This window comes from Peribacillus sp. QJM3NY_7 (assembly GCF_056173225.1).
Map to the genome: position 1 here is coordinate 2,851,548 of NZ_CM149663.1, position 26,407 is coordinate 2,877,954.

Genomic DNA, 26,407 nt, shown 5'->3' on the forward strand with positions numbered 1-26,407 from the left:
AAGTTGTCTACACACTTAATTAAATGAACGATTAAAAATGAATTTGACTACAGTTTTTTCTTTCAAAAAAAGTTCCAGTTTATTTCATAAAACCATAAAAAACCATTATGGAAAACCTATTCTTACTATCATGGTTCGGAATAGTCCATCCCCCCCTTTTTGTAGACAAACTAAAAACGTTGATAGTTGCATCAACGTTTTTTTAATAATTTTTTAACACAGCGTTTAAAAAAGGCTGTGAAGCTTTTCTTTTTGATGACTTGCTGGGTATGAATTTGCTTCTGTATATAAATTTCTTCTTTGTTTATGGCGTTACTTTCCGCTAACACCAGACCCAAATCGGAGTTATGATCTTTGTTTAGGACGATTTTGTAAGGAATATCATGACTCATTGCCAATTTAATATATTTTCCTAGATATTGATAGTCCATCTGACCATTTAAAAACAAATTTGAACGGGGATACTGCTTCATCATTTGCTCTATCTCCGGGTATACATTCGTTTCAAAGACTTGGCTTCTTTTTAAGACGATGACTACGCGTTCCCGTAATGTGCCCAGAAATTCCCTTCGTTCACCAGCCTTGATTTCTTTTGGACCATGGATGCCTTGTTCTAGATAGTCCTCCACCTTTAGGCGTGACAATTCTTTCCCACCTCCGCTTTCCCTTCAATAATGTATGTAATATGGCCAAAAATAGTGCCCATCATTCTTTTGATATGCATAAAAGTGAAATTGGATCTAAGTTTGACTTTTCCCATAGTTAATTAGTCTACCCTTTTTTAAAAAAATTGTCACTTTAGCCTCGCTTCATGCATAGGATAGTATATGTGTAAATGTAGGTTGCTTAAATGAGGGACGGGGAAAAACATGAAAAAATTAATTGTATTTGTATTGATTTTCGCCTTTAGTTTTTTGGGGTTCAGTAATACTTCAGGTGCGGCAGCAAGACAACTGATTATCATCAATAAAGCCAATAATCAGCTTGCCTATTACGAAAATGATAAATTGGTGAGGGTATTCATCGTGGCGACAGGTAAGAAAGCCTCCTACACTCCTGAAGGAAAGTTTAAAGTAGTGACAAAGATTGTGAATCGTCCCTATTATAAAGGCAACATTAGAGGCGGAGACCCAAAAAACCCTCTAGGTAAAAGATGGCTGGGGATCAATGCAAGGAATACACCAGGAAATACGTACGCAATACACGGCAATAATGATTCTTCAACAATCGGGAAATATATAAGTGCCGGTTGTATCCGTATGTATAACAATGATGTACAATGGCTTTACGATAGGGTGAGAATGAGCACTGTAGTCTTGATTGCCAGTTCGAATAAATCATTTGCCAACATAGCTGCCACAAATGGATTCAAAGTGAGCGGGTCTGTGAGCCTGCCGGTGAATACAAACGCTACCCTAAAGAAAGGAAGCAGTGGCCCTCAGGTTATCGAACTGCAAAAAAGATTAACTAAACTTGGATACAGCACTAAAGGAGTAGATGGGTCATTTGGAAAAAACACCGAAACAGCCGTAAAGAAATTCCAAAAGTCCAAAAAACTTACTTCTGATGGAATCGTCGGACCAAAAACAAAAAAAGCACTAGGACTTAAATAAATTTCTCAATGATATCCACTGTTTAGAGGATATCTTTTTTATATTTTAACTGTACAACAATACATTATTACCCATATCGCCTTTAATTTCCCACCATCAGATATTGACTTTATGTTATAATTTATACATCAACAGCTAATCATAATCGCACTGTCATTACATACAAGGAGGTAATACAAATGTACGATGAAATTCTAGTGAATTCCATTAAAGCAATTTTTGTTATCGGCACCATTTCAATGTTTGTGATTTTAGGATTCGTAAAAGGACGCAGGTTTTAACTTTATCCAATCGTTAAAATATCTCCACGTGCCTGGTTTCTTGTATTATTTTCATACAGGTAATCAGGCTATTTTCTCTTTAAAAAAGGCTCTTTTCGTAAAGATAGTTGTTTTTAAAACGAAACTATTTAAGGTGATTGGAGCGGAAGTGCGAGACTCCTGCGGGAGCAGCAGGACAGGTGAGACCCCACAGGCGTTTACGCCGAGGAGTTTCAACGCCCGCCCTGCGGAAAGTGAGCATCTGGAGGGGAAATCAACCACAACTCACTACCTGGTAAATAGCAACAAAGTATGTGAAAACAGCCTAAAAAAAGCATATCCTCTATGGGTATGCTTTTCTTTACCAATTCCAATTATCCGTATTATCTAAAAGTTGATCGATGTCAAATGTATCAAGATGGAATGGAACTGACTCTTCTGCTATCGCTTCAGTGGCTAACAATAATTGGTCGATATCAATAATGGCCAAAACAGCCCTCTCCCTTTTTTAATGGTCTTTACCCTCATTTTTAATACTTTAAACAATTCGTTCAAAAGAAATTTTATTAGAGGGTCTCCTTAAAATTTTACATTTGACATTTATTTAAGAGGCAGTGAATCTTTTTCAGATCCTTCCGGAGAAAGCGTATGTATCAATTTAACCAGCTTATAAAAGGTCCCGCTGCAGATTTTTACCTCGGGCAGATTATGAAATATTGATTTTTTATTAATATGATAATTTTCTTTCTCAGGAGAATACACAATTATTTTCTTATTTAATGATAAAGCATAGCCAAGCTCATATAGATTACCTTTTCCTGCCGTTAGGAAGATCAGCATGAAATCGGCTTCCTCTATCCCCTTTTTTTCATATTCTCCAATGTCGTCCGTTATTTGGTTTTTCTCATCATTCGTATTTAAATTCATGTCATTCACACAAGTAAATCCTTTTGAAGTCAATTTCTTGATCAATGATTTTACTTGCTTCAAATTTTTTTCGTCTGATGCTATATAATATTTCACACATACACCTCCAAAATATATAACTATTGATACTTTTTACCTACGTTACCTATACTATACATATTCGTTATAAAGAACGCAATATCCTTTCCCCAAAAATAAAAAATAATTAAATGGGGATTTTTTTAGCGAAACTAAAAACCATCATTCCTTTTACAGGTAATGATGGTTTCAGACTGTAGACAAACTCGATGAAAATCGAGTTTGTCTATTTTTATAGCTTGTACAATTTGGACGTTGATTTCCACTCCAGGCACTCGCTTTCCGCGGGCGGTCGGGGAGCCTCCTCGGCTTTCGCCTGCGGGGTCTCCCCTAGACGCGCTTTCCCCGCAGGAGTCTCGAACACCCGCTCCAATCAACTTTGTCTTACCTTTTAGGTTTCCATGATAAAGTACCTCATTTCTCTACGACGCTTTAAAGATACAGACCTGTTTGAACAGATTTTCTATCGCATTTTAATGACAGCTGCTAATAAAAAGTTAATAAGTGCTGAACACGTTTTCGTGGATTCCACACATGTGAAAGCCAGTGCGAATAAACGGAAATTCGAAAAGAAAATCGTTCGTAAAGAAACACGAGCGTATCAAGGACGTCTTCAAGAAGAAATCAATCAAGATCGTGAAAACCATGGAAAAAAGCCTTTTCCACCAGATAAATTTGATAAAGAAGAGACCAAAGAGATTAAAGAAAGTATAACGGATTCTGAGATTGGCTACTATGTGAAAGATGAACGAACAAAACAGTTTGCCTATTCATTCCACGCGGCCGCAGACCGCAACGGTTTTGTATTGGGAACGATTGTAACACCTGGAAATACACATGACAGTCAGATCTTAGAGCCACTAGTTGAACAAGTGATTGAGAAAGTTGGAAAACCGGAAGCCGTTGCTGCAGATGCAGCTTATAAAACACCAGCGATTACAAGCTACCTATTTAACAAAGAAATCATACCGGCTTTACCTTATACACGTCCTCGCACCAAAGAAGGATTTTTCCGCAAACAGGACTATGTATACGATGAACATTTTGATTGTTACCTTTGCCCTGCGGGCGAAACTTTAAAGTACTCAACAACAAATAAAGAGGGCTATCGCGAGTACAAATCGCCAAAACAAATTTGAACAACATGCTCATTTTTATCTCGGTGTACAGAAAGCAAAGACTGTCAAAAAGTGGTGACACGGCATATCTGGCAAACACATGTGGAAGAAGCAGATCATCTGCGTCATCATCAAGATGTAAAACCTATATATGCAAAACGTAAAGAAACAATTGAGCGTGTATTCGCAGATGCAAAAGAAAAGCATGGTATGCGTTGGACTACTTTAAGGGGACTTAAAAAATTGTCAATGCAGGCGATGCTTACTTTCGCTGCCATTCATTTATAGTATGTACTGGTCTGACATTCCGGGTTACAAATTCAAGTAATCCAAAATAAAAACCTTGTCCTTTAACCGGCAAGGTTTTTTTATTTTTCATATGTGATATTTTCTATTTCGATTCTGAAGGGTGCAGCCTCGCATATATTAATTCCCCGATCCAGATTCACCTTTTCCATTTCGCTTGCATCCGGGATTGTTTTTTTATCGTGTATAAAATGTTCGACCATGGATTCCAACAGTTCTTGAGCACAAGCTAAGGCATCTAACCGGTTCCTGCCGCTAACGGAAGAAATAATTCCTTCTCGCCTAAAATCCGGGAAACAAACTTGAACGGAAAAAGAGTCGATAATCAACGGGTGCTTTTCATAATAGAATACGGCTGGGTACTCAAAGATTTGAATGGTCAAAATATCATCCCTTCATACAATATTTAGATATTTATAATAATTATAACATGAATTTCCATTTTATATAGGTTTAAATTACTTTTCTTTGTTTGTCAAGTTAATACTTACATTCAATAGGTTGATATATCCGTATTGACTACGAAATAAAAAAACACCATGAAAATCAAAATCATGAGAACATTCAAGATTATTCCAATAATGCTGCACACTTTTCCAGCTGTCACTAAACCATTTCCAGATTCACCAGTAAGGTTCATTTCTTGTTTACTTTTCGATGCAAATATTAACCCTAAAATACCTAATATGATGCCGATGATTGGAATAAACAGGGATAATACCCCCATGATCAATGATACAATCGCTTTGCTATTACTTCTTTTAATTTCCGACATATTTTCCACCTTCTTTCTTCCTTTATATATACGGTTATTAAAAGCAAAAGATTCATTTTTTGTGTACTCATTCATCACTATTATTCTATTTGATTAAGAAGTCCGCTCCCTTTCCGCCGACTGTATGCCATGCCTTCTCGGCACAAGCGCCTGCTGGGTCTCGGCTAGCCAGTTATTCGGATGGAGTATCATATATCTCTTCAATCCATAAAGGATTACAGTATAAAACCATGAAGGATAACTTAGTTTCAACGTGTTTGGCATGAGTTCAGCCTACGGTTTCTTCTGAAAATAACATTCCAGTTGATTCCAGAAGTCCGCTCCTTTTCCGCCGACTGTATGGATCATGGAGTTAAACAAGTTTTAAAACAAGGCTGAGGGTGAGACACTTCCGAATCTCCTAGACAAATAGAAAACGACTCATTTCTGAGCCGTTTTTTTAGGTGCGTTTCAATTCAAGTCTCTGGGCTACCAAAGAAAGGCTATAGTTAACTATGAAATACATGAGAGCTACCAGGATCAAAATCGGTATTAAATACTTTTGACTTTGTCCATATATGATTTGACCATGATGTGTCAGCTCCGGCAAAGAGATGACAACCGCTAAAGAGGTATCCTTTAATAAAGAAATGAATTGGCTGACAATGGGAGGAACCATGCGGCGCAGCGCTTGGGGCAGAATAATATGTATCAATGCCTGTGTATAGCTCAAACCTGATGAACGGGCAGCTTCCATTTGACCTTTATCAATGGATTTCAGTCCACTTCTAATGACTTCAGAAAGCATGGCTGACTCAAAAATTGTCAAGGCAACTATGGCTGCTGGAATGATTTCCAGTTTAATCCGTATCTCCGGCAAAGCAAAATACGTAAAAAATATGATTAATAACAGAGGTAAATTACGTACCGTTTCTACAATCAAAGCTAGTATTTGTGATAACACCGGCACTTTTGCGTATCGGATTATACCTACAAGCCCGCCAATAATGAAACTTAGAATAATGGATATAAAAGCTACCTGGAGCGTTACCCAAAATCCTTCTAATAAAAACTTAAGATTATCTGGTGTATAGGCACCTGCAAAATCCATATCTTATACCTCCCTCAATTACTCTTAGCCAGACGTTTTTCCAAATAACCAACGCCAAAGCTTAAAGGAATGGTAAGAATTAAGTAAAAAGCTGCAACGAAAATGTACACATCAAACACGACAAATGTCCTTGAAGAAATCAAATCCCCGTGGTACATAAGATCGAGTCCTGCAACGACGGCCAAAATGGAAGAATTCTTTACTAAATTGATAAATTGGTTCCCTAAAGGAGGAATGACGATTTTAACGGCCTGCGGCAGTATGACGAGCCTCATGGCCTGCCCATATGTCAGGCCTGATGAACGGGCAGCTTCCATTTGACCCTTAGGCACGGAGAGTATGCCTGCCCGAATTGCCTCAGCTATGAAAGATGAAGTGTAAATGGTCAAGGCTAATGTCCCTGCATATAGACCGCTTAGTTTAAGACCAAGAAAGAAGAAAAAGGTAATGATCAATAACGGTATGTTCCGAATGAACTCGACATAGGCGGTACCCAGCCAGTTTAGTGGCTTTATTGGCGCAATCCGCATGATGGCAATTAGCACACCAAGAATCAAACTCGATACCAACGCGACCAAACTCGACATGATCGTATTTTTAAAGCCTAATAAATACATATCCAGATTCTCTGTTAAAATGGAGAAATCAAGCACGGCATACAACTCCTTTAACTAGTAAGGATGAGCAAAACGCTCATCCTCACAGACAAATGTTCAAATGTTATTCAAGGTCAGCTGCCCATATACATTTGCTAAAATGTTTAGTGTTTAATCCATTTATCATGGATTTCGTCGTACTTGCCTGAATTTTTAAGTGACTTAAGGGCTTTATTCAACTCTTCCACAAATTCAGAATTCCCTTTTTTTACGGCAATTCCATAAGGCTCTTCGGTAAATGTACCGCCAACAAGCTCATAGCTTGGATCTTCATCTGCCATTCCATAAAGGATGGAATCATCCGTTGTCAATGCATCCCCTTGTCCGGATTTAAGTGCAGCGAACGCTTCGGAATAGTTTTCAAATTCCAGCACTTGTGCTTCAGGAGCTTTTTCACGGATATTTATGGAAGAAGTAGAGCCCTTGACAGCCAATACCTTTTTCCCTTTCAAACTATCAATACCCTTGATATCGCTGCCCTTTTTGACTAACAAAGATTGTCCCGCGTCGAAGTAAACATCAGTGAAGTCAACTTCTTTTTTACGATCTTCCGTGATTGTCATAGTTGCTACAATTGCGTCGATATCACCATTATTCAATAAGGCCATCCTAGTTTTAGAAGTCACTTCTTTAAATTCAACTTTATTCTCATCACCAAGGATTTCTGCTGCAAGAGCTTTGGCAATATCAATATCAAAGCCTTCTACCTCTCCAGTACTAGGATTCTTCAAACCGAATAGCCTTGTATCATTTTTCACCCCAAAAACGATCTTATCCTTTTCCTTCACTTGTGCTAGAACATCTTTTTCTTTGCCTTTACCTCCACCCTCTTCAGCTTTGTCGGTATCATTCCCCCCGCTGCAACCAGCTAATAAAATGACTGCCAGTAATGATAGCAAAGATAATTTTAACCATTTCTTTTTCTTCAACATGTAATTCACCCCTGTTTTTTATTTAATGATTTAATATACGGCTAAGGAATAAACGAGCCCTCTCTTCACGAGGATTGGCGTAAAACTCAGCCGGAGTTGCCTCTTCTAAAACCCTGCCTTCGTCCATGAATACGATTCGATCCGCCACTTCACGGGCAAATCCCATTTCGTGCGTAACAACCACCATCGTCATTCCTTCATGGGCAAGTGCTTTCATAACATCCAGTACCTCGCCAATCATTTCCGGATCCAAGGCTGAGGTAGGTTCATCAAAAAGCATGATTTCCGGTCCCATTGCCAAACCTCTGGCAATCGCTACCCGTTGCTGCTGTCCACCTGAAAGCTGGGAAGGAAATGAATTTGCTTTATCTCCAATCCCCACTTTGTCCAAATACTTCAGTGCAATCTTTTTTGCTTCCTCTTCGGATTGTCCCAAGACCTTCCTGGGAGCAAGCATGATATTCTCGAGCACGGTTTTATGGGGATACAAGTGAAAATGCTGGAAAACCATACCGATATTCCGACGGAGTTTGTTAATGTCCGTCTTTTTATCCGCTACATTCAAACCATTTATTGAAAGGGATCCTTGCGAAATGGTCTCTAGACGATTAATGCATCGAAGCAGTGTACTTTTTCCTGATCCGGAAGGTCCGATGACCACTACCACTTCCCCTTTCTTGATTGTTAAATTAATTTCTTTCAATACATGGAAATCGCCATAATACTTATTCACTCGGTCAAAAACTATCATAATTAGCACCCCACCCATAATCAATCTTCGAAACTGAATATTTATAATAATCAGAATTATAAAAACGTACTATAACATTCTCTTAACTCGATTCATATCTTATGTATAATCCTTTCTTCCAATATTATTTCCCAATATTTCGATAGTGTTAGGGAAGCGACCATTTTTATTGTTATTTTAAACTAGTAATTTAAATAATATATTCAATATTCACACTTTTTATTATATATAATTTTTCTTAAAATTACCATATAAACTTTAAATTGTTAAAAACGTTATCATATTTCATGATATTATTGCTATATTCCATATAAATGTTAAATTTTAACTTATTTCCCCTTGGAAAAATTCCCTCTTTTTATAAAAATCATTTATTTCCCGAAAGCTGAATACGCTTTTAATAATATAAAAAGACAGCATTTGCTGTCTTTTCGTATTATTCCATTATCGCATCTTCAAATGGTGCTGAATACAAACCCCTTGGCGCCAGCATATCCGTATCTGATTCATGAATTTCCCCATTGTGGGTATATGGACCTGCTGGAAAAAAATCAAACAAATCACTTTCCTTATGTATGATCAAGAAATAATCGTATAAATCATCCATAAGTTCCTGATGTTCATCTATTTTCATGATTTCACCACATTCATCAAGTTCAAAGTTTTCATTAATCGCATCTTGAAGTTCCTCATTATTTGAATACGCGATATAAAAATCGACATCTCCGCACTCCATGCATAGCAAGAGTTTTTCTTCCAGTGCTTCTTCAAAGGTTTTCAGGACGATTTCCTTTAGTATGGCATCAATCTTTCCAGGATTAATCAATTTAATTTTAGTCTGGAACACAAAACCCCTCCAATCAAATACTGGCATTAACATACCAAACGCCAGTTTAATAAGCTACTCTTTAATATTAAAATGAAATTGTTGAAATCATTTTTTCATCAACACCTAAATAAAGGCCATAAGTTCATGTACCGCAATGGGTACCCAGCCCAAGATTTGGTCATCAAGGGCAATGCCTATAATTAGGCCGGATCTCGTTTATTGGATAGGAAACGTCCGATTCGTGTTTAAAATAAGTTTGCCCACATAATTAGAATCATAATCTTCTATAATACAAAGAAAAAGATGATGGGAAGCGTAATCAGGCTTAAAGATGTACTGATGAATGTAGCACTTGAAACGAATTCAGGCTCCGTATTGAATTGGAGCGCATACATTGTAGTGTTGGCCGCCGTTGGCATGGCAGCTACGATGATCATGATATGCCTGACCATTTCACCCACTGGCAAGGCAAGTGATAACAGGAAGGCAATTGCTGGTGAAACGGCAAGTTTAAGGAGTAGCGAAACTGATAGCTTTCGATAGGCAATTTTTTTCAGGGAAATGTTGGCCAGCTGCATTCCCAGTGTAATCATGATTGTCGGGATCGCTGCGTTTGCAACAAGATTAATAGCTTCCATAACCGAATTGCTTAAAGGTATGTTCACGAACTGAAAGGCTGTTCCTGCAATAGCTCCATATACAATTGGCATTCGACATACCGCTTTAATTGCTGTATGAACTCCGTTTCCTTCAGGACTGCCCTTTGCTGCAAAATAAATGCCGATCGTGCACATCACTAACTGCTGTCCCACCATAAGGATGATTGCATAATCGAGTCCTGCGGCTCCGAATAACAGGAAAATGACGGGTGTACCGTAATTCCCGTTATTCATGAATGCCGATGCCAATATCATGCCGCTTGTTTCAGTGACTGTATAATTGCGAAAAAAAGATATAATGTAGACTACCAGTATGAGAGAAAGGCAAAGTACTATCGTGAATAAGAACAGGTAAAAATAATTAATCGTAAATTCTGCGGAATAAAAAGTCCGGAACACGAGAAAAGGTGACATTAAATATAATGCCATCGTGGAAATCGATTTTGTATCAAGATTAAACTTTTTCTGACCAATGAAACCTAAAACAAATATACCGAATATCGGTAATAGAACTCCCAAAAAACCCATGCATATCACCTTCATAATTCTAATGATTTTCTTCTAACAATATCAGTTTTATAATTATTTGTAAAAATTCTTTTAAATCCTTTCGATTGCACGTAATAAATTGATTTTTCTTTATTTTCAGAAAACGATATTCTGTTTCCCCAGACATATGGTATATTGTTTATTATATTTACGTTAAAAAACGTAACATTAACACTTTTTAGTTATTAATATATGAAGGGGTGTTTTTTTAGTGGATGTAAAATTCATGGAAATGGCTGTTCGGCTTGCAAATGAAAATGTACTGGCTAAGAACGGAGGTCCTTTTGGTGCTATAATCGTAAAAGATGGCAAAGTCGTGGGCAGAGGATGTAATAATGTGACAACGGCCAACGATCCTACTGCTCACGCCGAGGTACAGGCGATTCGTGATGCATGCAGGAATCTCGACAGCTTCCAGCTTACAGATTGTGAAATTTACACTAGCTGCGAGCCATGCCCCATGTGCATCGGTGCTATTTATTGGGCACGTCCAAAAGCCATTTATTACGCATGCACTAAAGAAGACGCTGCAGTTATTGGCTTTGATGATCACTTTATCTACCAAGAACTTGCCCTGCCAATGGAAAACCGCACAATTAAAATGAAACAATTGTCTTTTAATGACCATGATTTACCATTCCGAACATGGGAAACCAATACGGAAAAAGTGAAATATTAACTGGTTTTTATGGCCAAAGGGGTTATGAATATGAAAAAAAACTTACTTAAAAGGAGAATTGACGTGGCATCAGGAAGAACACCTGCAGATTGCGTCATTAAGAACGGGCAAATCATAGATGTATTCAATGGTGATATCTATACTGGCGACATTGCGATCGCCGATGGTTATTTTGCTGGAATTGGGCATTATGAGGGTACTACGGAAATCGATGCTTCAGGAAAATTCATATGCCCTTCCTTCATTGATGGCCATGTTCATATAGAATCATCGATGGTCAGGCCTTATGAACTTGCAAAAATCCTCCTTTTACATGGTGTGACCTGCATCGTTGCAGATCCTCATGAAATTGCCAATGTTTCTGGCAAAAAGGGCATGGAATATATGATTGAACAATCAGATCAACTTCCTTTTGATTTTTACTTCATGATGCCCTCTTGTGTACCTGCTACGGAGTTTGAACATTCTGGTGCTGTCTTAAGAAGTGAAGATTTAATTTCCTTTTATCAAAACCCGAGAGTGCTTGGTTTAGCCGAAGTAATGAATTTCCCTGCCGTTTCACATACAGATGAAGATATGCTGCAAAAAATATACGATGCAAACAGACTGGGCAAAAGCATCGATGGTCATGCAGCTGGATTATCCGAACAACAGCTCGATGTTTATCTAAGTGCAGGCATTAAAACGGATCATGAATGCACTACAGCGGAAGAGGCAAAAGAAAGACTGCGTAAAGGAATGTATCTTATGATCAGGGAAGGCACCGTCGCCAAAGACTTAATTAACCTGATTCCAGTTATTAATGAGAAGAACTCCCGCCGTTGTTTATTCGTCACCGATGACCGGCACCTAGATGATATAGTTTCTGAAGGAAGTATCGATCACAACGTTCGACTTTCCATAGAAACAGGTGTCCCGCCAATTACCGCCATTCAAATGGCGACCATTAATGCAGCAGAATGCTTTGGATTAAAGGAACATGGTGCAATTGCACCTGGATACAAGGCAGACTTCCTACTGCTGGATGATCTTGATTCAGTCATCCTCCATTCGGTCTTCAAAGATGGAAAGCTTATGGTACAAAATAATCGATTGCTTAACTATCCAGCTGATGAGAAACAGGTTATTATCGACGGGTTGAAGCACTCTGTTCAATTTCATGAAATAACCGGAGATGATTTCGCGATACCTTTTAAAAATGAGTTCGCTAATATTATTGAGATAACTCCAAACAGCTTGATTACAAAGCATTCGATTGAACCGGTCACACTTAATCATGATGGTCTATTTCAGTTCTCCGAACATGTTGATCATTTAAAACTTGCTGTTATTGAACGGCATCATATGACCAAACAAGTCGGCCTGGGAATCGTCAAAGGGCTCGGGTTGAAATCAGGAGCCATTGCCACGACAGTAGCCCATGATTCACATAATTTGATCATTGCCGGAACGAATGACCAGGATATGCTTCTGGCAGCTAAGGAAATCAAAAAAATGCAGGGTGGATTGACTGTAATCCAAAATGGGGAAATACTAGCTTCCCTTCCCCTTCCAATAGCTGGATTGATGAGTGAATGCAATTATATGGATGTGGTCCATTCATTGAAGCACATCGATGAAGCCTTATTGAAACTCGGTGCTAACAGGCATTTCAACCCTTTTCTTACACTTGCCTTCTTGGCGCTACCAGTCATCCCTGAAATCAAACTGACGGATCAGGGTTTATTTTCCGTTTCTGAGTTTAGGCATATACCCATCGAAGCTTCAAAGCCAGTCGATTTAAATTAACCCGCTAGGCGGGTTTTTTTCATATCACCCAAAAAAATTCTAAAAGAAAAAGGTTCCGACTCAACATAAAATGGGAAAAGGATATATGCGCATCATCTATGTTAAAATAAAAATAAACACAATTCTTTCTTGGAGGAGATAAATATGGCAAAACATAATCAACAGAACATCATTGGATACATAGGCACTTACACAAAAGGAAACAGCGAAGGTATTTACCGATTTACTTTAGATACAGCAGAAGGAAAGCTCAGTACACCGGTACTTGCAGCAGAATTGACCGATCCGACTTATGTCGCCATCAGCCAGGACAAAAAGAATCTCTACGCCATTTTTAAAGAAGCGGGCAGCGGTGGGGTTTCAGCCTATTCGATTAATGAAGATTCAGGTGAGCTTACCTTCTTAGGCAAACAACTTACACCAAATGGCTCTTCCTGCCATATAAGTGTCGACAGCAAGAAACAGGTTTTGGTCACTTCCAGTTATGGAGAAGGCGTGATTGAATCATATCCGCTTCATGACGATGCGACCCCTTTGCCTGTATCATCAACTGTTCAACATGAAGGGCATGGACCGAATGAAGAACGTCAGGAAAAAGCACACACTCACTTCGCTGGTTTCACGCCGGATGAAAGGTTCATTGCTGTTGTCGACCTCGGAATAGATAAAGTAATAACCTATAAACTACATAATGGGGTTTTGGAAGAAGTAAACAGCTTATCTGTTGCTCCCGGCAGCGGACCACGGCATCTGACCTTCCACCCAAACGGTAAATTTGCGTATGTCATGGCAGAACTTGTACCTGAAGTCATTGTTTTGAGCTTCGATAGTCAAACCGGTAGTTTTTCTGAATTGCAAACGGTACGGACCGTCCCTGAAGATTTCAAGGAAAATAACCAAGGAAGCGCCATTCATATTTCTGATGACGGGCGATTCATATATGCCGCAAACCGCGGTCATGATAGTGTTGCCGTTTACGAAACCAATCAAGAAACAGGCAAACTGGCATTCGTGCAGCTGGTTTCCACCGAAGGACATTGGCCGCGTGATTTTTCATTGGACCCTAGCGGAAAATTTCTGATTGCTTCTAATGAACAATCAGGAAACTTGACACTATATGCCCGGAATGAACATGACGGAAAATTAACATTATTGCAAAAGGATGTTCAAGTTCCTTTCCCTGTTTGCGTAAAATTCTTATAATCCATAATAAAAGAGGATTGAAGCTTTCGCTGCGCTTCAATCCTCTTTTTATGCCCTAATTTAATTCCAATTCTCTGCCATTTCGGGAAAATCTATATATGGGTTACGATTACCCTGCATTTCATGTATAGCGAGGTTTCTATGTTTTTCATAAGTGCTGACGGGAAAAAGCCGATGCCATTCCAAAAGCAGTGAAAGATCGATATTGCCGCTATCGATGATTCCCTCATATCTGAGTAAAAAATACAAAGTTGCCCTCGCCACGATCCCTTTTCCGTATTCGGGCTCGAATTTACTTTCGTCCGTTTTCCCGCAACCCGCTTTTATACCGGCAGCCGTTCTTTCAGGGATATAATCCTCAAAATCATGGTATGGATAGTTACTCCGGCTGCTATTACACGTTGGTTCACAGGCGAACAGATGATGCAAATCCCCCCTCATCGGTTCTTTTTTATCGAACCATGATTGAGGTACTACATGTTCACAATTAACGAGAATATTCTCCGAATTTGTTGATTCAATACCTCTTGACAACACTTCCAGTATACGGATATCTTCCTCAATCACTTGTGCAGGATCCATCCCTTTACCGGAATACAAACTTTTCAGCTGGCCATCTTCCTGTAAGTCCACCCATGGGTAAACATGACGATGCGGTGAGTAGTTCAGCTGGTTTTTATGGGTTGCCACAAGTAGGTCCTTCAATCCTTCCCGGTCCAAGGAACCATCTTTGTAGTATGCCAGCTTAAGTTCCTGATCTTTGGTTTCATCATAGTATTCGCGGTTTTCATTAAAGTTGACTAGTGCAGCCATTGCCATTTCCCGTTCTTTTTCAAGTACTTCAAAACTATACTTCATCCACTCATCCCCCCGCTTCTATTAAAAATCTAACTTTTACCATAATTAAAGTTTAATAGAAATAGACCGAAAAAAAAAGGTGCTTTAGAAGGGTCTAACGAAGAATTTCAATAAAATGGGTAAGGATTTTCGCTGTCATTCCCCAGATTACCCGACCATTATATAAGTAAAAATACTCTTCCATCTGTTTTGGCTGCCATTTATAATTCTCCCCGCCAACGACTAAATCATGGGGGAAGTTTGCATGCGGTTCCACTTTATATTCCACATGATAAATTTCTGGCGGTTTTTCCATGAAAAAGGAAAGCGGGACCGTAAAAATGGTTTCTACCTCAGCTGGATTAGGTATTATCCGTTGATGGTTACGAACAAATCCTGCATAAGGATAGACAATCATCCCGAATGGAGATACCAAATAATCGATTGGAAAGACGTTTTCGATATCTTCTTTTCGCAAATTAAGTTCCTCATATGTTTCCCTTAGGGCAGCAGCCTGTTCATCATGATCCAGCTTGTCTATTTTCCCGCCCGGAAAACATATATCCCCCGGCTGCCTCCTCAGTTTGTGCGAACGCTCTTCGAAAAGAACATGAATTCCATCTTCTTTCTCTATTAGCGGTACCAATACAGCATACTTTGAAAAATTCCCACTCCCTAAAATTTCAGGGATATGTAATGTTAATTTTTTTGTTATATCTTCATTATTCATGTCCCTCACCTCTTCTGCCGGATAATATAGATATTCTATCACTACTCCTTATCATTCCATTTTCGAACATCCGCTATAACTAAGCAAGGAAAACGATTCCAAAATATCGCCTTTAATTTCCACTAGATTCCTTTACCTCTTATTCTTCCTTGATCATAGACAAAAGCACCGTTCAAAGTTCCGAACGGTGCTAAAACTAACGTATCAGCCTCATTAAAAAGTAAGTTATGTGTATCAACAGGCACATGCATGAAATTGTCGAATATTCAGTTTTTTCATTTTATTTTCATAGTTCAGCTAACGTTCGCTTTACCGTCGCTATGATGAATGCGAAATCCTCTTCAGTTATACTAAGCGGGGGAGCAAGAGTCAGGATATTATTGAAACCTGCTACTGTATCGCCATTTTTCCCTATGATCAGCCCCTTTTCTTTACATGAAGCAATGACTTTATTGATTTTGGAAAGTTCGATCGGCTGTTTTGTCAGTTTATCTTCCACTAGTTCAATGCCTACCAACAAACCTTTCCCGCGTACATCCCCAACATTGGGATGAGATTTGATTTCTTCAAACTCTTGCAGAAAGCGTAGCCCTAACTCCTTGGACCGTTCAATTAGTTTTTCATTTTCATATATTTCAATATTCTTCAAAGCGACAGCACAGGCAGCAGGATTGCCGCCAAATGTATTTACATGCCGAAAGCGGTCATAAACGTCTGAGCCAATATACGCTTCATAAATTTCACGTTTGACGGCAGTAGCGGATAATGGCAAATAAGCGCTCGTGATCCCTTTAGCCATTGTTATGATGTCTGGTTTTACATCATAGTTCATAAATCCGAATTTCTTACCAGTTCGGCCAAACCCGCAAATGACCTCATCCGAAATGAGAAGGACACCATTTTTCTCACAAATTTCTTTGACACGTTTCATATATCCATCGGGCGGCATCAAAATTCCGCCCCCGGTGATGATTGGTTCCATGATGACCGCAGCCACCGTTTCGCTCAGCTCCCATGTAATGGTACGTTCAATTTCCGCTGCACTTTTTTCACCGCTTTCATCCTCTGGATTTCGGTAAGAATCTGGCGGTGATACATGAAGAAACCCTGGGGCGAGAGGTTCGTATTTATATTTTCGCTGTGCCTGCCCGGTAGCTGACAGGGCTCCCATTGAATTGCCATGATAGCCGCGATAACGAGAAATGAATTTATAGCGTCCATGTTCACCCTTTTGCTGATGATACTGCCGCGCAATTTTAAAGGCCGCCTCATTGGCTTCTGAACCGCTGTTAGAGAAGAAAATCACATAATCCCCACCAAGCCATTCATTTAATTTCTCCGCTAGCTTAATAGCCGGGATGTGGCTATTCGTTAAAGGGGCATATGGAAGTTCCTTCAGCTGCTCGTAAGCTGCTTCAGCCAGTTCCGTGCGGCCATAACCGACGTTGACACACCATAAACCAGACATCCCATCCAGGAAGCGATTCCCATCAACATCCGTAATCCATGCTCCTTGCCCGTTTTTAATCACCATTGCACCAGGGGTGGGTTCAGCCCCTTTCATATGATGCCACACATATTTACCATCCATCGCTTTAAGATCCTGACCCTGTTTTTCAACCTGCATAAGCTACACTCCTCCTAAAATAATGTATAAAGGAAGGCCGACCACAAATTGCGCCGACCCCCTTTTTCCTATCAGTATCTTGCCGTTAACATTTTCTTTCTGGTATAAAATTCCACGCCGTCTTTCCCATTGGCATGAAGGTCCCCATAAAACGAACTTTTATATCCGGAAAATGGAAAGAATGCCATTGGCGCGGGTACCCCAAGGTTAATGCCAAGCATCCCTGCATCAATTTCTTCGCGAAATTCCCGGATGGCTTTTGCACTATCCGTATAGAGGCAGGCACCATTGGCAAATTCGGATTGATTGGTCAATTCAATTGCTTCTTCAAGAGTATTAACTCGTACTATGGATAAGACAGGAGCAAAAATTTCATCACTCCATATTTTCATGTTTGTTTTTACATGATCAAATAATGTCGGTCCAACGTAATAGCCTTTTTCCTGATCGCCTTCATTCCTGCCATCACGAAGGAGGACAGCTCCTTCTTTTTCCCCGATTTCAATATATTTTTCTGTTCTTTTTTTATGAGTATCACGGATTACAGGTCCCAGGAAAACGTCCTTATCCATTCCATTTCCAATCTTGATGTTGTCCGCTGCAGCCTTTAATTTCTCAACGAGCGTATCTCCCACTTCTCCCACCGCAACAACCACTGACGCAGCCATGCAGCGCTCGCCTGCAGATCCGAAAGCTGCATTCGTTATGTTCGTTACGGCATTATCCAAATCTGCATCAGGCATGACGATCGAATGATTTTTCGCACCCGATAAAGCCTGGACACGTTTTTTATTGGCAGCTGCCGTTTTGTATACATACTCTGCGACAGGCTGGGATCCCACAAATGATACCGCTTTAATGTCTTCATGCTCCAAAATCCCATTCACGACATCGTGGGCACCATGGACAATATTGACAACACCATCCGGAACACCGGCTTCTGTCAATAATTCCACGAGACGGTTGGCCAAAAGCGGTGTCCGTTCTGAAGGTTTTAAGATAAACGTATTTCCACAAGCTATTGCCAGCGGGAACATCCAACATGGCACCATCATCGGGAAATTAAACGGCGTAATCCCGGCAACGACACCCATTGGATAACGATACATGCCAGATTCAATGCCTGGGGAAATATCAGGAAGCTGACTTCCCATCATCAAGGTAGGGGCACCTGCTGCGAACTCCACGCATTCAATCCCGCGCTGAACCTCACCATATGCTTCTGTATAGCTTTTTCCGTTTTCCATAGTGACCAGCTTTGCAAGCTCATCCCAGTGTTCAATCAGTAATTGCTGGTAACGGAATAAGAAGCGAGCTCTTTTTGGAACGGCGACCTTTTTCCATTCTTTATACGCCTTTTTAGCAACCTCCACCGCTTGGTTTACATCTTCCTTTGTTGAAAGGGGTACGATTGCCAATGCTTCTCCTGTTGCCGGGTTTGGCACTTGTTCATGTTTCGAAGTTGTGGAATCAACCCATTTGCCACCGATATAATTTTTCAACGTTTCTACTTCATTGATAACTGTCATTAAATAAACCCTCCATTTCAACACGATTTCATAGTTTCATTATATTTTTCAAAACGACTTTTTACATTAGACGTTTTGTATAGTTTTTGATTCAATATTTGCACATATTGTTTGTTTCTGGCTTTCCACCATAATCAACAACAGAAATTCACGATTTCGCAAACGATGTATATTTTTCATACTTTCCCTTTAATCAGCTGACTACGCGGCCATCATTTTATAATGGAATATAGCTTTAGATCTTGATGCTTCCCCTTGACGAACATTCCTTTTCTGATGATTCCCTCAAAAGACATACCAGCCTTTTGCATGACTCGCTCTGAACCTGAATTTTCAACGAAGCACCTTGCTTGTATTCGAACTAGGTTCATATTTTCGAAGCCAAAGGCGATTATCTTTTGGACTGCCTCCGTCATCAAGCCACTCCCCCAATATTCTGGTGCAAGCACATACCCTATTTCCGCACGATGATGGTCAACCTGCCATGAAACAAAATCAATGGTACCAATCAACTTACCGCTTTCCTTGTGTTCTATGCCCCATGGAGCGATTTTCTTATCCTCATAATTTTGAAGTATAAATCGGATAAAATCTTTTGTATCACTTAGGGAACGATGGGCTTCCCAGGTGACGTAACGGGAAACTTCATTTTTGGATGCATAAGCGAACATGTCTTCGGCATCATTCATGGTGACTTTCCTCATGATCAATCGTTTTGATTCCAGGGCAGGCAGCTGTCCATATATCTCTTTCACGTTCATGATTACACCCCATTCCATTGATTATTAGTATTATAGCAAGATTGGTAAGCAATCGCCTTCCCAATTGAAATATTATCGAAATTTACGTATAATTCAGAAAAAAATATCCAGGAGGATAATTATGTCAAAAAGAAAACTCATAATAAGCCAAAATTTGAATGAAATCTTATTACAGAAGATCCAAGAATTGATTCCCGAGTGGACTGTTATCACCGGGAGATCCCCGGAAAAATGGAGAGATCATATTGCCGATGCAGAAGTCATCGCAGGCTGGAAAGCGGAAATGTCTGTATCGATTGCTGAGAGCGATGTTAAATGGATCCAGACATGGAGTGCAGGAGTGAATGCTTTACCCCTGGACAATTTAGAAAAAAAGAATGTTCAGATTACAACTGCAAACGGCGTTCATGCGTATCCCATTTCAGAGACAATTTTCGCGTTAATGCTTGCCTTAACAAGAAAAGTAGATACATATATTAAGCAACAGCAGACAAGGACCTGGCATCACGCACATATGAAGCAGGAAATTCATGAAAAGACCATCGGAATCATCGGTGTCGGGAAAATCGGAAAGGAAACCGCAAAAATTGCCAAGGCTTTTGGCATGACCGTATTAGGGATGCGCCATTCCGGTAAATCAGAAGAATTCGTAGATGAGATGTTCACACAAAAACAATTGATTGATCTTCTTCCTAGGTGTGATTATATTGTCGTGACATTACCATTGACCCCAGAAACAAGGAATATGTTCGGTAAAAACGAATTCAAGTTAATGAAGCGCTCCGCATTTTTCATTAATATAGGAAGGGGAAACCTGGTCATTCAAAACGAATTGATTCAAGCGCTTAAGGACAAAGATATTGCAGGTGCTGGTCTTGATGTGTTTGAAACGGAGCCACTTCCTGAGAATAGCCCTTTATGGGAGTTGAACAACGTAATCATCACGCCGCACACATCCGGAAATACGGAATTTTACGACCAAAGGCTAATTCAGGATATTTTCATGCCGAATTTAAAGGACTATCTAAATGGTAAAACACCTTCAACAAATTTACTTGATTACAAAAAAGGGTATTAAGAATTGTTCATTTTCTGTATACATTAATAATCTTTCCTTGTTAGCTTGCAGATTCCGACATTATCTGTTATATTTAAAAAGAATTATTTTTGTTCGGGAAGATTGATAAGTGAAAAACTTTTCGTCTAATGATTGAGCAAGGGTAGTAACACAATGTGTGGATTCACACTAGGAGGCAACAACAATGGAACAAGGTAAAGTAAAATGGTTTAACGCAGAAAAAGGATTTGGCTTCATCGAACGCGAAAACGGAGACGATGTATTCGTACATTTCTCAGCTATCCAAAGCGAAGGATTCAAATCATTAGACGAAGGTCAAGAAGTTACTTTTGAAGTTGAGCAAGGTCAACGTGGACCCCAAGCTACTAACGTTCAAAAAGCATAATTTTAAATACAATATATAACGGACCCTACTTGTAGGGTCTGTTTTTTTTGATCAAAAAAACAATCATAAAAAAACCCTATTCACAGGGAATAGGGAACATGAAACAAGTTTAGTAAATGGTAAACCTAGTATAACACACTAAGAAAAGAAACCCTAATTTATCCGAAAAGTAAAAATTATCAAGCACTTCCGAAGCCCTCGATATCGACCTTACCATTCATTCATTTCTTATCCGCTTCATATGTTCGATCCGTTCCCCACGGATAAAACGGAGGCATATCCGTGCTGCTTTTCATTTTGAAATCGGCTTTCCTTTTTTCGAGAAAAGCCTCAATTCCTTCTAGTGCATCAGCTTGTTTTCCGGTCCAATGAATCATTTTCGATTCTATTTTGTGTGATTCAACAGGATGGTTCGCACCGAGCATGGACCACATTAACTGCCGGGATAGCGTCACAGAGACGGAAGATGTATTTTCCGCAATGTCTGTCGCAATCTCCATTGCTGCAGACATCAATTCTTCTGGCTCGACGATCTTGTTTACCAGCCTCCCCTCATATGCTTCACTGGCCGTAATCATCCTGCCGGTAAAAATCCATTCGGAAGCTTTGCCCATTCCGACAAGTCTAGGCAAGAACCAGCCGCTGCATGCCTCCATCGTTATCCCCCGCCTTGCAAATACAAAACCCATCTTTGCATCTGTTGAAGCAATTCTAATGTCCATGGGCAAAGTCATTGTTATCCCAATCCCGACTGCCGCTCCATTAATGGCTGCTATCATAGGTTTCTTCATCTCAAAAATCCGTAATGACAACATTCCTCCTGCATCGCGATATTCAACCAAAGGAGTGTGATCCATAAACGTTTCTGCACCTTTTTCCAAATCCATTCCAGCACAAAAAGCATCCCCAGCGCCAGTTAATATGACGGCTCTTACGTCATCATTTTCATCCGCTTCATTAAAAGCGCGAATCATCTCCTCACACATCTTTTCATTGAAAGCATTCATTCTCTCTGGACGATTAAGAGTAACAATCATGACACGATCGACAATCTCACTAGTTATCGTGGAATACAATAACAGTCCCTCCTTCTCTCACAAATTGAAACATTCAACAGAATTTTATATTTACATATAATTACATTTTATATGTTTTAATTTCAGATTCCTAGTTTTTTATTTTGACATGCTGATAAATAATTTGATAATCGTTTCTATTCTAAAAATATTTTACATAAATGTGTAAAAAAAGACCAGTCGCAAATGCAACTGGTTTTTTTGTTTACCAATATAAATGACAAGCAACGAAATGCCCTGGTTTTTGTTCTTTCCATTCAGGTACAGCACTGGAGCATATCTCCATCGCCTTAGGGCAGCGCGTCCGAAATACACAGCCGCTCGGCGGATTGATCGGACTTGGTACATCACCTTTAAGGACGATCCTTTCCCGTTTAATAGTCGGGTCTGGTATCGGCACTGCGGATAGCAAGGCCTGTGTGTATGGGTGTAGCGGATCTTTCGTTAAAGAATCACTATCCGAAAGTTCCATCATTCTTCCAAGGTACATGACTAAAATGCGATCTGAAATATACTTGACCATCGATAAATCATGCGCGATGAATAAATAAGTCAATCCCATTTCTTTTTGCAGTTCTTTTAATAAGTTGACCACTTGGGCCTGTATCGAAACATCCAAGGCAGAGATTGGTTCATCACAAACGATGAATTTAGGATTTAAAGCCAATGCCCTTGCAATTCCAATACGCTGCCGTTGTCCACCACTGAATTCATGCGGAAAACGAGTGATATGTTCCGGACTTAAACCAACCAGCTTTAACAGGTCTTCCACCCGTTTTCTTCGCTCTTTACCTTTTGATATCCCATGAATGGCAAGTGGTTCCCCAATCAATTCCTCCACCTTCATCCTTGGGTTCAAGGATGCGTAAGGATCTTGGAAAATCATTTGTATTTCACGGCGGATATGTGACATTTCCCCAGGTTTGTAATCGAAAATATTTTTCCCCTGAAAAAGAACTTCTCCATCTGTCGGTTCATATAATCGAGTGATTGTACGACCTGCAGTCGACTTACCGCAACCGCTTTCCCCAACAAGACCGACAGTTTCCCCTGGATAGATTTTGAGATCCAAACCATCTACCGCTTTCAGCGATTGAGAACCGATAGGAAAATGCTTCTTCAGATTCTTTATTTCAACAAGAGGAGAATTTTCGTTGTATGTCTTTTCTTTTACGGCCTTATTTTTCAGTGAAACCATTGGTTCTCCTCCTTTATACGTTAGTCGGTGCTTGTACCTGTGCTGCCTTGGCCATCGGATGGTGCAGCCAGCATGCGGCTGTCTGACCTTCTTCCACTACTTCAAGCTCCGGATCATGGTCTTTGCACACTTTCATTGCTGATTCACATCTTGGGTAAAATGGGCATCCTTTTGGCGGATCCAATAAATCTGGTGGTGATCCGATAATTGGAACCAACGGAGCCGTTTTTTCCATATCCAGCCTCGGCACCGTTTTAAGCAAACCTCTTGTATAAGGATGCTGCGGGTTTGAAAATATTGCCTCTACCGTACCCGTCTCCACAACCTTGCCTGCATACATGACGACTACCCGTTCACAAGTTTCCGCAACCACACCTAAATCATGAGTGATTAAAATGATGGAAGTATCCATTCTTCGTTGGATATCTTTCATCAGTTCCAATATTTGCGCTTGTATCGTTACATCCAATGCAGTTGTAGGTTCATCGGCAATCAGTAATTTCGGTTCACAAGCAAGGGCCATCGCTATCATTGCCCTTTGGCGCATACCACCTGAAAACTCATGCGGATATTGCTGCATCCTTTTTTCCGGCTGTGGAATACCTACTAGTTTCAGTGTTTCCAGCGCCCGTTCGTATGCATCATTTCGGGACATATTTTTATTATGCTTTAAAATTCCTTCCATGATCTGGCTGCCGATTTTTGTCGTTGGATTGAGCGAAGTCATCGGATCCTGGAAAATCATGCTGATTTCATTCCCGCGAATCCTCTGCATTTCCTTTTCACTCATTTTAAGAAGGTCTTTACCGCCAAAGTTTATCGACCCTTTTCCATACTCTGCCGGGGGTGTTTCCAATAATCTCATGATAGATTTCGCTGTAACACTTTTGCCGCATCCGGACTCCCCAACAATCGCAACGGCTTCCCCCTTTTTCACGCCAAAGTTCACACCGCGAACCGCTTGCACTTTACCTGCATAAGTATGGAAGGTGATTTGTAAATCGTTGACTTCTAATAGGTTCTCCATCATCGTCCCTCCTATTCTAGTAATATCAAATCATTATGTTAGGACTCATTTATTTCCGTAGTTTTGGATCTAAGGCATCCTGCAATCCGTCACCAGCCACATTGAACGCGAACATCGTTAAGGAAATCAATATTGCCGGGATTAACAGTTGATAGAAATTCCCTACCAGAATGCTTCCCAGTGCATCACTTGTCAATGTTCCCCAGCTTGCCTGAGGTGCCGGAACTCCCAGTCCCAAGAAGCTAAGTGTAGCTTCGGCAAAAATGGCAGTAGGTACAGTCAACGTTAAATTGACAAGGATCGGTCCCATTGTATTTGGAATCATGTGTTTTCTTAAAGTCCAGCTCGTATTGGCTCCAGAGATTGTTGCAGCATGGATATATTCATTCTCTTTCAGTTGTAAAACCTGGCCCCGTACCAGTCGCGCCATCGGAATCCACCCCGTAATCGACATCGCAATGATGATCGGCAGAATACCAGGTTTTAATACGACCATCATTAAGATAACCATCAATAGGTATGGAATCGCATAGATCACCTCAGCGAAACGCATCATGATATTATCCGTGCGTCCACCGCGAATGGCAGAAATCCCGCCATAAAGGACACCAATTAAAAAGTCGATCAGCGCTGCCATCAATCCAATGAACAAGGATATCCTTGCACCGTACCAAGCTCGCGTAAATAGATCCCTTCCTGATGAATCTGTTCCAAACCAATGCTCGCTATTTGGGCTAAGATTCTTTTTCTCGAAATCTTGTCCATAATAAGTATATCCGTTAATGTACGGACCAAAAATCGCCATCAAGACCAAGAGGATTATAAGAATAAACCCCGTCATCGCCAGCTTATTTTCTTTAAATCGACGCCAGACGTCAGACCAATATGAAACTGTAGGTCTTGCTATTTTTTCAGCTTCCTTAAAGTTGCCTTCGGCGGGTTGGAACATATCTTCGGTTAAATGCACTTTATCTGCCATTATTTCTTCTCCCCCGTCACTTTAATTCTAGGATCAATCAACGTATAGGCTATATCAACGATGAATATCAATAAAATAAGCACTGCACTATACACAATTGTGGAACCAAGAATCACCGGGTAGTCCCTGTTGGATATTCCCTTTACGAACATATCTCCCATGCCAGGAATACCAAAAATACGTTCAATGATGAAGCTTCCTGTCACGATATTAGCCGTAAGGATGCCCAGAACCGTGATAATCGGCAATAACGCATTCCGAATCGCATGTTTGATTATGACACCGCTCCGTTTCAATCCTTTGGCTTTTGCTGTCAAAATGTAATCCTGCCCCATTACTTCAAGCATGCTTGTCCGCATCAGTCTCGCGATGAAAGCAAGCGGCATCATGGAAAGGGCAATGGATGGTAAAATGGTATGCTGCCATGTCGCCCATGTAGCAACAGGGAATATATTCCATTTAATTGCAAAATAATTAATTAAAATAGTCGCCAGGATAAAGTTAGGAACGGAAATCCCTACGATGGCAATGATCATTGATAAATAGTCGGGCCATTTATTTCTTTTCAGTGATGCCACGACACCCAAAATGAGGCCAAAGAAGATGGCAATCACCAAAGCTTGTGCCCCTAAGTGCAATGACACCGGAAACCCCTTCAAAATGTAATCATTCACGGAAATGGATGAAGATTTCAATGAAGGACCAAAATCAAATTGAACGACTTCCAATAAATAATTCCCATATTGGGTCAACAACGGCTTGTCCAATCCATAGTGGACTTGAAGGTTTTCATATACAGCAGGAGGCATGGCTCCTTCTTTTGCAAATGGATTTCCCGGAATCGTATGCATTATGATGAACGTTAATGTAATAACAGCCCATAAAGTAATAATCGCCCATTTAAAACGGTTTAATGTATATCTCAACATGGTAATCACCCCAATCATCGATTTTCTAAGAAGTTGAA

General features: G+C 40.0%; 27 protein-coding genes and 1 pseudogene. 7 read left to right on the forward strand and 21 right to left on the reverse strand.

Translation table 11 applies throughout. From position 1 onward, the window contains the following. Window positions 1-191: 191 nt before the first annotated feature. On the reverse strand, window positions 192-644 hold the full coding sequence (locus AC0VX1_RS13595) for a YueI family protein (RefSeq protein WP_034306989.1): 453 nt from the start codon (window positions 642-644) through the stop codon (window positions 192-194). A gap of 225 nt (window positions 645-869) precedes the next feature. On the opposite strand from AC0VX1_RS13595, the gene AC0VX1_RS13600 reads away from it, so the two are divergent. Beyond that, the gene (locus AC0VX1_RS13600) at window positions 870-1,613 is read left to right on the forward strand and encodes a L,D-transpeptidase family protein (protein WP_239858214.1); all 744 of its coding nucleotides are present in this window, start codon (window positions 870-872) and stop codon (window positions 1,611-1,613) included. Between the two features lie 621 nt (window positions 1,614-2,234). On the opposite strand, the gene AC0VX1_RS13605 is transcribed toward AC0VX1_RS13600, so the two are convergent. Together AC0VX1_RS13605 and AC0VX1_RS13610 are read right to left on the reverse strand one after the other, a co-directional pair. After that, complete coding sequence (locus AC0VX1_RS13605) at window positions 2,235-2,363, reverse strand: hypothetical protein (RefSeq protein ID WP_255256757.1); 129 nt, start codon at window positions 2,361-2,363, stop codon at window positions 2,235-2,237. 110 nt (window positions 2,364-2,473) lie between these two features. Further along, window positions 2,474-2,923: a nucleoside 2-deoxyribosyltransferase gene (locus AC0VX1_RS13610; protein WP_475471779.1), complete on the reverse strand. Its 450-nt coding sequence runs from the start codon at window positions 2,921-2,923 to the stop codon at window positions 2,474-2,476. 349 nt (window positions 2,924-3,272) lie between these two features. Here AC0VX1_RS13610 and AC0VX1_RS13615 point away from each other — a divergent pair. Beyond that, a pseudogene (locus AC0VX1_RS13615) lies at window positions 3,273-4,284 on the forward strand (IS1182 family transposase); the annotation flags it as partial. A gap of 80 nt (window positions 4,285-4,364) precedes the next feature. Here AC0VX1_RS13615 and AC0VX1_RS13620 read toward each other — a convergent pair. From AC0VX1_RS13620 to AC0VX1_RS13655, 8 genes are all read right to left on the reverse strand, one after another. Continuing rightward, the gene (locus AC0VX1_RS13620) at window positions 4,365-4,685 is read right to left on the reverse strand and encodes a hypothetical protein (protein WP_053535156.1); all 321 of its coding nucleotides are present in this window, start codon (window positions 4,683-4,685) and stop codon (window positions 4,365-4,367) included. A 110-nt stretch (window positions 4,686-4,795) separates the two neighbouring features. Next, window positions 4,796-5,077 carry a DUF4190 domain-containing protein gene (locus AC0VX1_RS13625; RefSeq protein ID WP_063577730.1) on the reverse strand — a complete coding sequence of 94 codons (282 nt, stop codon included), beginning with the start codon at window positions 5,075-5,077 and terminating at the stop codon, window positions 4,796-4,798. A 439-nt stretch (window positions 5,078-5,516) separates the two neighbouring features. Further along, window positions 5,517-6,167 (reverse strand): amino acid ABC transporter permease, encoded by a 651-nt coding sequence (locus AC0VX1_RS13630; RefSeq protein WP_034307000.1) that lies wholly within the window; start codon window positions 6,165-6,167, stop codon window positions 5,517-5,519. A gap of 14 nt (window positions 6,168-6,181) precedes the next feature. Continuing rightward, window positions 6,182-6,820 carry an amino acid ABC transporter permease gene (locus tag AC0VX1_RS13635; RefSeq protein ID WP_057277535.1) on the reverse strand — a complete coding sequence of 213 codons (639 nt, stop codon included), beginning with the start codon at window positions 6,818-6,820 and terminating at the stop codon, window positions 6,182-6,184. 107 nt (window positions 6,821-6,927) lie between these two features. Continuing rightward, window positions 6,928-7,755: a transporter substrate-binding domain-containing protein gene (locus AC0VX1_RS13640; RefSeq protein WP_475467505.1), complete on the reverse strand. Its 828-nt coding sequence runs from the start codon at window positions 7,753-7,755 to the stop codon at window positions 6,928-6,930. A gap of 22 nt (window positions 7,756-7,777) precedes the next feature. Continuing rightward, window positions 7,778-8,506: an amino acid ABC transporter ATP-binding protein gene (locus AC0VX1_RS13645; protein ID WP_034307008.1), complete on the reverse strand. Its 729-nt coding sequence runs from the start codon at window positions 8,504-8,506 to the stop codon at window positions 7,778-7,780. Window positions 8,507-8,942: 436 nt separating this feature from the next. Continuing rightward, window positions 8,943-9,353 (reverse strand): hypothetical protein, encoded by a 411-nt coding sequence (locus AC0VX1_RS13650; RefSeq protein ID WP_475467507.1) that lies wholly within the window; start codon window positions 9,351-9,353, stop codon window positions 8,943-8,945. A gap of 266 nt (window positions 9,354-9,619) precedes the next feature. Next, window positions 9,620-10,522 (reverse strand): AEC family transporter, encoded by a 903-nt coding sequence (locus AC0VX1_RS13655; protein WP_475467509.1) that lies wholly within the window; start codon window positions 10,520-10,522, stop codon window positions 9,620-9,622. A gap of 247 nt (window positions 10,523-10,769) precedes the next feature. On the opposite strand from AC0VX1_RS13655, the gene AC0VX1_RS13660 reads away from it, so the two are divergent. The 3 genes from AC0VX1_RS13660 (at window position 10,770) to AC0VX1_RS13670 (ending at window position 14,213) form a co-directional block, all read left to right on the forward strand. Further along, the gene (locus AC0VX1_RS13660; protein ID WP_057277922.1) at window positions 10,770-11,222 is read left to right on the forward strand and encodes a nucleoside deaminase; all 453 of its coding nucleotides are present in this window, start codon (window positions 10,770-10,772) and stop codon (window positions 11,220-11,222) included. Between the two features lie 24 nt (window positions 11,223-11,246). Then, window positions 11,247-13,010, forward strand: a complete 1,764-nt coding sequence (gene ade, locus AC0VX1_RS13665) for an adenine deaminase (protein WP_475467511.1) — start codon at window positions 11,247-11,249, stop codon at window positions 13,008-13,010. A 144-nt stretch (window positions 13,011-13,154) separates the two neighbouring features. After that, window positions 13,155-14,213 (forward strand): lactonase family protein, encoded by a 1,059-nt coding sequence (locus AC0VX1_RS13670; RefSeq protein ID WP_413024462.1) that lies wholly within the window; start codon window positions 13,155-13,157, stop codon window positions 14,211-14,213. 60 nt (window positions 14,214-14,273) lie between these two features. Here the strand turns inward: AC0VX1_RS13670 and AC0VX1_RS13675 are convergent, their stop codons facing one another. The 5 genes from AC0VX1_RS13675 to AC0VX1_RS13695 form a co-directional block, all read right to left on the reverse strand. Further along, window positions 14,274-15,071, reverse strand: coding sequence for an endonuclease I family protein (locus AC0VX1_RS13675; protein WP_413010025.1), 798 nt, complete (start codon window positions 15,069-15,071; stop codon window positions 14,274-14,276). Between the two features lie 94 nt (window positions 15,072-15,165). Next, a complete protein-coding gene (locus AC0VX1_RS13680) occupies window positions 15,166-15,780 on the reverse strand; it encodes an NUDIX hydrolase (RefSeq protein WP_053535163.1) in 615 nt (204 codons plus the stop codon). A gap of 286 nt (window positions 15,781-16,066) precedes the next feature. Continuing rightward, window positions 16,067-17,407, reverse strand: a complete 1,341-nt coding sequence (locus tag AC0VX1_RS13685; RefSeq protein ID WP_239858218.1) for an aspartate aminotransferase family protein — start codon at window positions 17,405-17,407, stop codon at window positions 16,067-16,069. Window positions 17,408-17,478: 71 nt separating this feature from the next. Next, on the reverse strand, window positions 17,479-18,936 hold the full coding sequence (locus AC0VX1_RS13690; protein ID WP_475467513.1) for a CoA-acylating methylmalonate-semialdehyde dehydrogenase: 1,458 nt from the start codon (window positions 18,934-18,936) through the stop codon (window positions 17,479-17,481). 212 nt (window positions 18,937-19,148) lie between these two features. Further along, window positions 19,149-19,697 (reverse strand): GNAT family N-acetyltransferase, encoded by a 549-nt coding sequence (locus AC0VX1_RS13695; protein WP_413024459.1) that lies wholly within the window; start codon window positions 19,695-19,697, stop codon window positions 19,149-19,151. Window positions 19,698-19,818: 121 nt separating this feature from the next. Between AC0VX1_RS13695 and AC0VX1_RS13700 the strand changes: the two genes are divergently transcribed. Further along, a complete protein-coding gene (locus tag AC0VX1_RS13700; RefSeq protein ID WP_475467515.1) occupies window positions 19,819-20,775 on the forward strand; it encodes a D-2-hydroxyacid dehydrogenase in 957 nt (318 codons plus the stop codon). Between the two features lie 184 nt (window positions 20,776-20,959). Then, complete coding sequence (locus AC0VX1_RS13705) at window positions 20,960-21,160, forward strand: cold-shock protein (protein WP_029714163.1); 201 nt, start codon at window positions 20,960-20,962, stop codon at window positions 21,158-21,160. Between the two features lie 221 nt (window positions 21,161-21,381). Here AC0VX1_RS13705 and AC0VX1_RS13710 read toward each other — a convergent pair whose 3' ends face one another. The 5 genes from AC0VX1_RS13710 to AC0VX1_RS13730 all read right to left on the reverse strand — a co-directional run bounded on the left by AC0VX1_RS13710 (window position 21,382) and on the right by AC0VX1_RS13730 (window position 26,369). Next, window positions 21,382-22,236, reverse strand: coding sequence for a crotonase/enoyl-CoA hydratase family protein (locus tag AC0VX1_RS13710; protein ID WP_197281826.1), 855 nt, complete (start codon window positions 22,234-22,236; stop codon window positions 21,382-21,384). 205 nt (window positions 22,237-22,441) lie between these two features. Further along, window positions 22,442-23,434, reverse strand: a complete 993-nt coding sequence (locus AC0VX1_RS13715) for an ABC transporter ATP-binding protein (protein ID WP_048679436.1) — start codon at window positions 23,432-23,434, stop codon at window positions 22,442-22,444. Between the two features lie 13 nt (window positions 23,435-23,447). Next, on the reverse strand, window positions 23,448-24,461 hold the full coding sequence (locus tag AC0VX1_RS13720; RefSeq protein ID WP_034307038.1) for an ABC transporter ATP-binding protein: 1,014 nt from the start codon (window positions 24,459-24,461) through the stop codon (window positions 23,448-23,450). 49 nt (window positions 24,462-24,510) lie between these two features. Then, window positions 24,511-25,440, reverse strand: coding sequence for an ABC transporter permease (locus AC0VX1_RS13725; RefSeq protein ID WP_076369602.1), 930 nt, complete (start codon window positions 25,438-25,440; stop codon window positions 24,511-24,513). Then, window positions 25,440-26,369: an ABC transporter permease gene (locus AC0VX1_RS13730; protein WP_034311122.1), complete on the reverse strand. Its 930-nt coding sequence runs from the start codon at window positions 26,367-26,369 to the stop codon at window positions 25,440-25,442. Before AC0VX1_RS13730 ends, AC0VX1_RS13725 begins: the two co-directional genes overlap by 1 nt. Window positions 26,370-26,407: the final 38 nt, after the last annotated feature.

Excerpts from the sequence above, each read along its gene's own strand:
- ade (WP_475467511.1), top strand. The coding sequence starts at position 11,247 with ATGAATATGAAAAAAAACTTACTTAAAAGGAGAATTGACGTGGCATCA.
- AC0VX1_RS13725 (WP_076369602.1), bottom strand. The coding sequence starts at position 25,440 with ATGGCAGATAAAGTGCATTTAACCGAAGATATGTTCCAACCCGCCGAA.
- AC0VX1_RS13670 (WP_413024462.1), top strand. The coding sequence starts at position 13,155 with ATGGCAAAACATAATCAACAGAACATCATTGGATACATAGGCACTTAC.
- AC0VX1_RS13675 (WP_413010025.1), bottom strand. The coding sequence starts at position 15,071 with ATGAAGTATAGTTTTGAAGTACTTGAAAAAGAACGGGAAATGGCAATG.
- AC0VX1_RS13600 (WP_239858214.1), top strand. The coding sequence starts at position 870 with ATGAAAAAATTAATTGTATTTGTATTGATTTTCGCCTTTAGTTTTTTG.
- AC0VX1_RS13715 (WP_048679436.1), bottom strand. The coding sequence starts at position 23,434 with ATGGTTTCACTGAAAAATAAGGCCGTAAAAGAAAAGACATACAACGAA.
- AC0VX1_RS13680 (WP_053535163.1), bottom strand. The coding sequence starts at position 15,780 with ATGAATAATGAAGATATAACAAAAAAATTAACATTACATATCCCTGAA.
- AC0VX1_RS13630 (WP_034307000.1), bottom strand. The coding sequence starts at position 6,167 with ATGGATTTTGCAGGTGCCTATACACCAGATAATCTTAAGTTTTTATTA.
- AC0VX1_RS13640 (WP_475467505.1), bottom strand. The coding sequence starts at position 7,755 with ATGTTGAAGAAAAAGAAATGGTTAAAATTATCTTTGCTATCATTACTG.
- AC0VX1_RS13730 (WP_034311122.1), bottom strand. The coding sequence starts at position 26,369 with ATGTTGAGATATACATTAAACCGTTTTAAATGGGCGATTATTACTTTA.
- AC0VX1_RS13695 (WP_413024459.1), bottom strand. The coding sequence starts at position 19,697 with ATGAACGTGAAAGAGATATATGGACAGCTGCCTGCCCTGGAATCAAAA.
- AC0VX1_RS13700 (WP_475467515.1), top strand. The coding sequence starts at position 19,819 with ATGTCAAAAAGAAAACTCATAATAAGCCAAAATTTGAATGAAATCTTA.
- AC0VX1_RS13720 (WP_034307038.1), bottom strand. The coding sequence starts at position 24,461 with ATGGAGAACCTATTAGAAGTCAACGATTTACAAATCACCTTCCATACT.
- AC0VX1_RS13685 (WP_239858218.1), bottom strand. The coding sequence starts at position 17,407 with ATGCAGGTTGAAAAACAGGGTCAGGATCTTAAAGCGATGGATGGTAAA.
- AC0VX1_RS13690 (WP_475467513.1), bottom strand. The coding sequence starts at position 18,936 with ATGACAGTTATCAATGAAGTAGAAACGTTGAAAAATTATATCGGTGGC.
- AC0VX1_RS13660 (WP_057277922.1), top strand. The coding sequence starts at position 10,770 with ATGGAAATGGCTGTTCGGCTTGCAAATGAAAATGTACTGGCTAAGAAC.
- AC0VX1_RS13655 (WP_475467509.1), bottom strand. The coding sequence starts at position 10,522 with ATGGGTTTTTTGGGAGTTCTATTACCGATATTCGGTATATTTGTTTTA.
- AC0VX1_RS13625 (WP_063577730.1), bottom strand. The coding sequence starts at position 5,077 with ATGTCGGAAATTAAAAGAAGTAATAGCAAAGCGATTGTATCATTGATC.
- AC0VX1_RS13705 (WP_029714163.1), top strand. The coding sequence starts at position 20,960 with ATGGAACAAGGTAAAGTAAAATGGTTTAACGCAGAAAAAGGATTTGGC.
- AC0VX1_RS13645 (WP_034307008.1), bottom strand. The coding sequence starts at position 8,506 with ATGATAGTTTTTGACCGAGTGAATAAGTATTATGGCGATTTCCATGTA.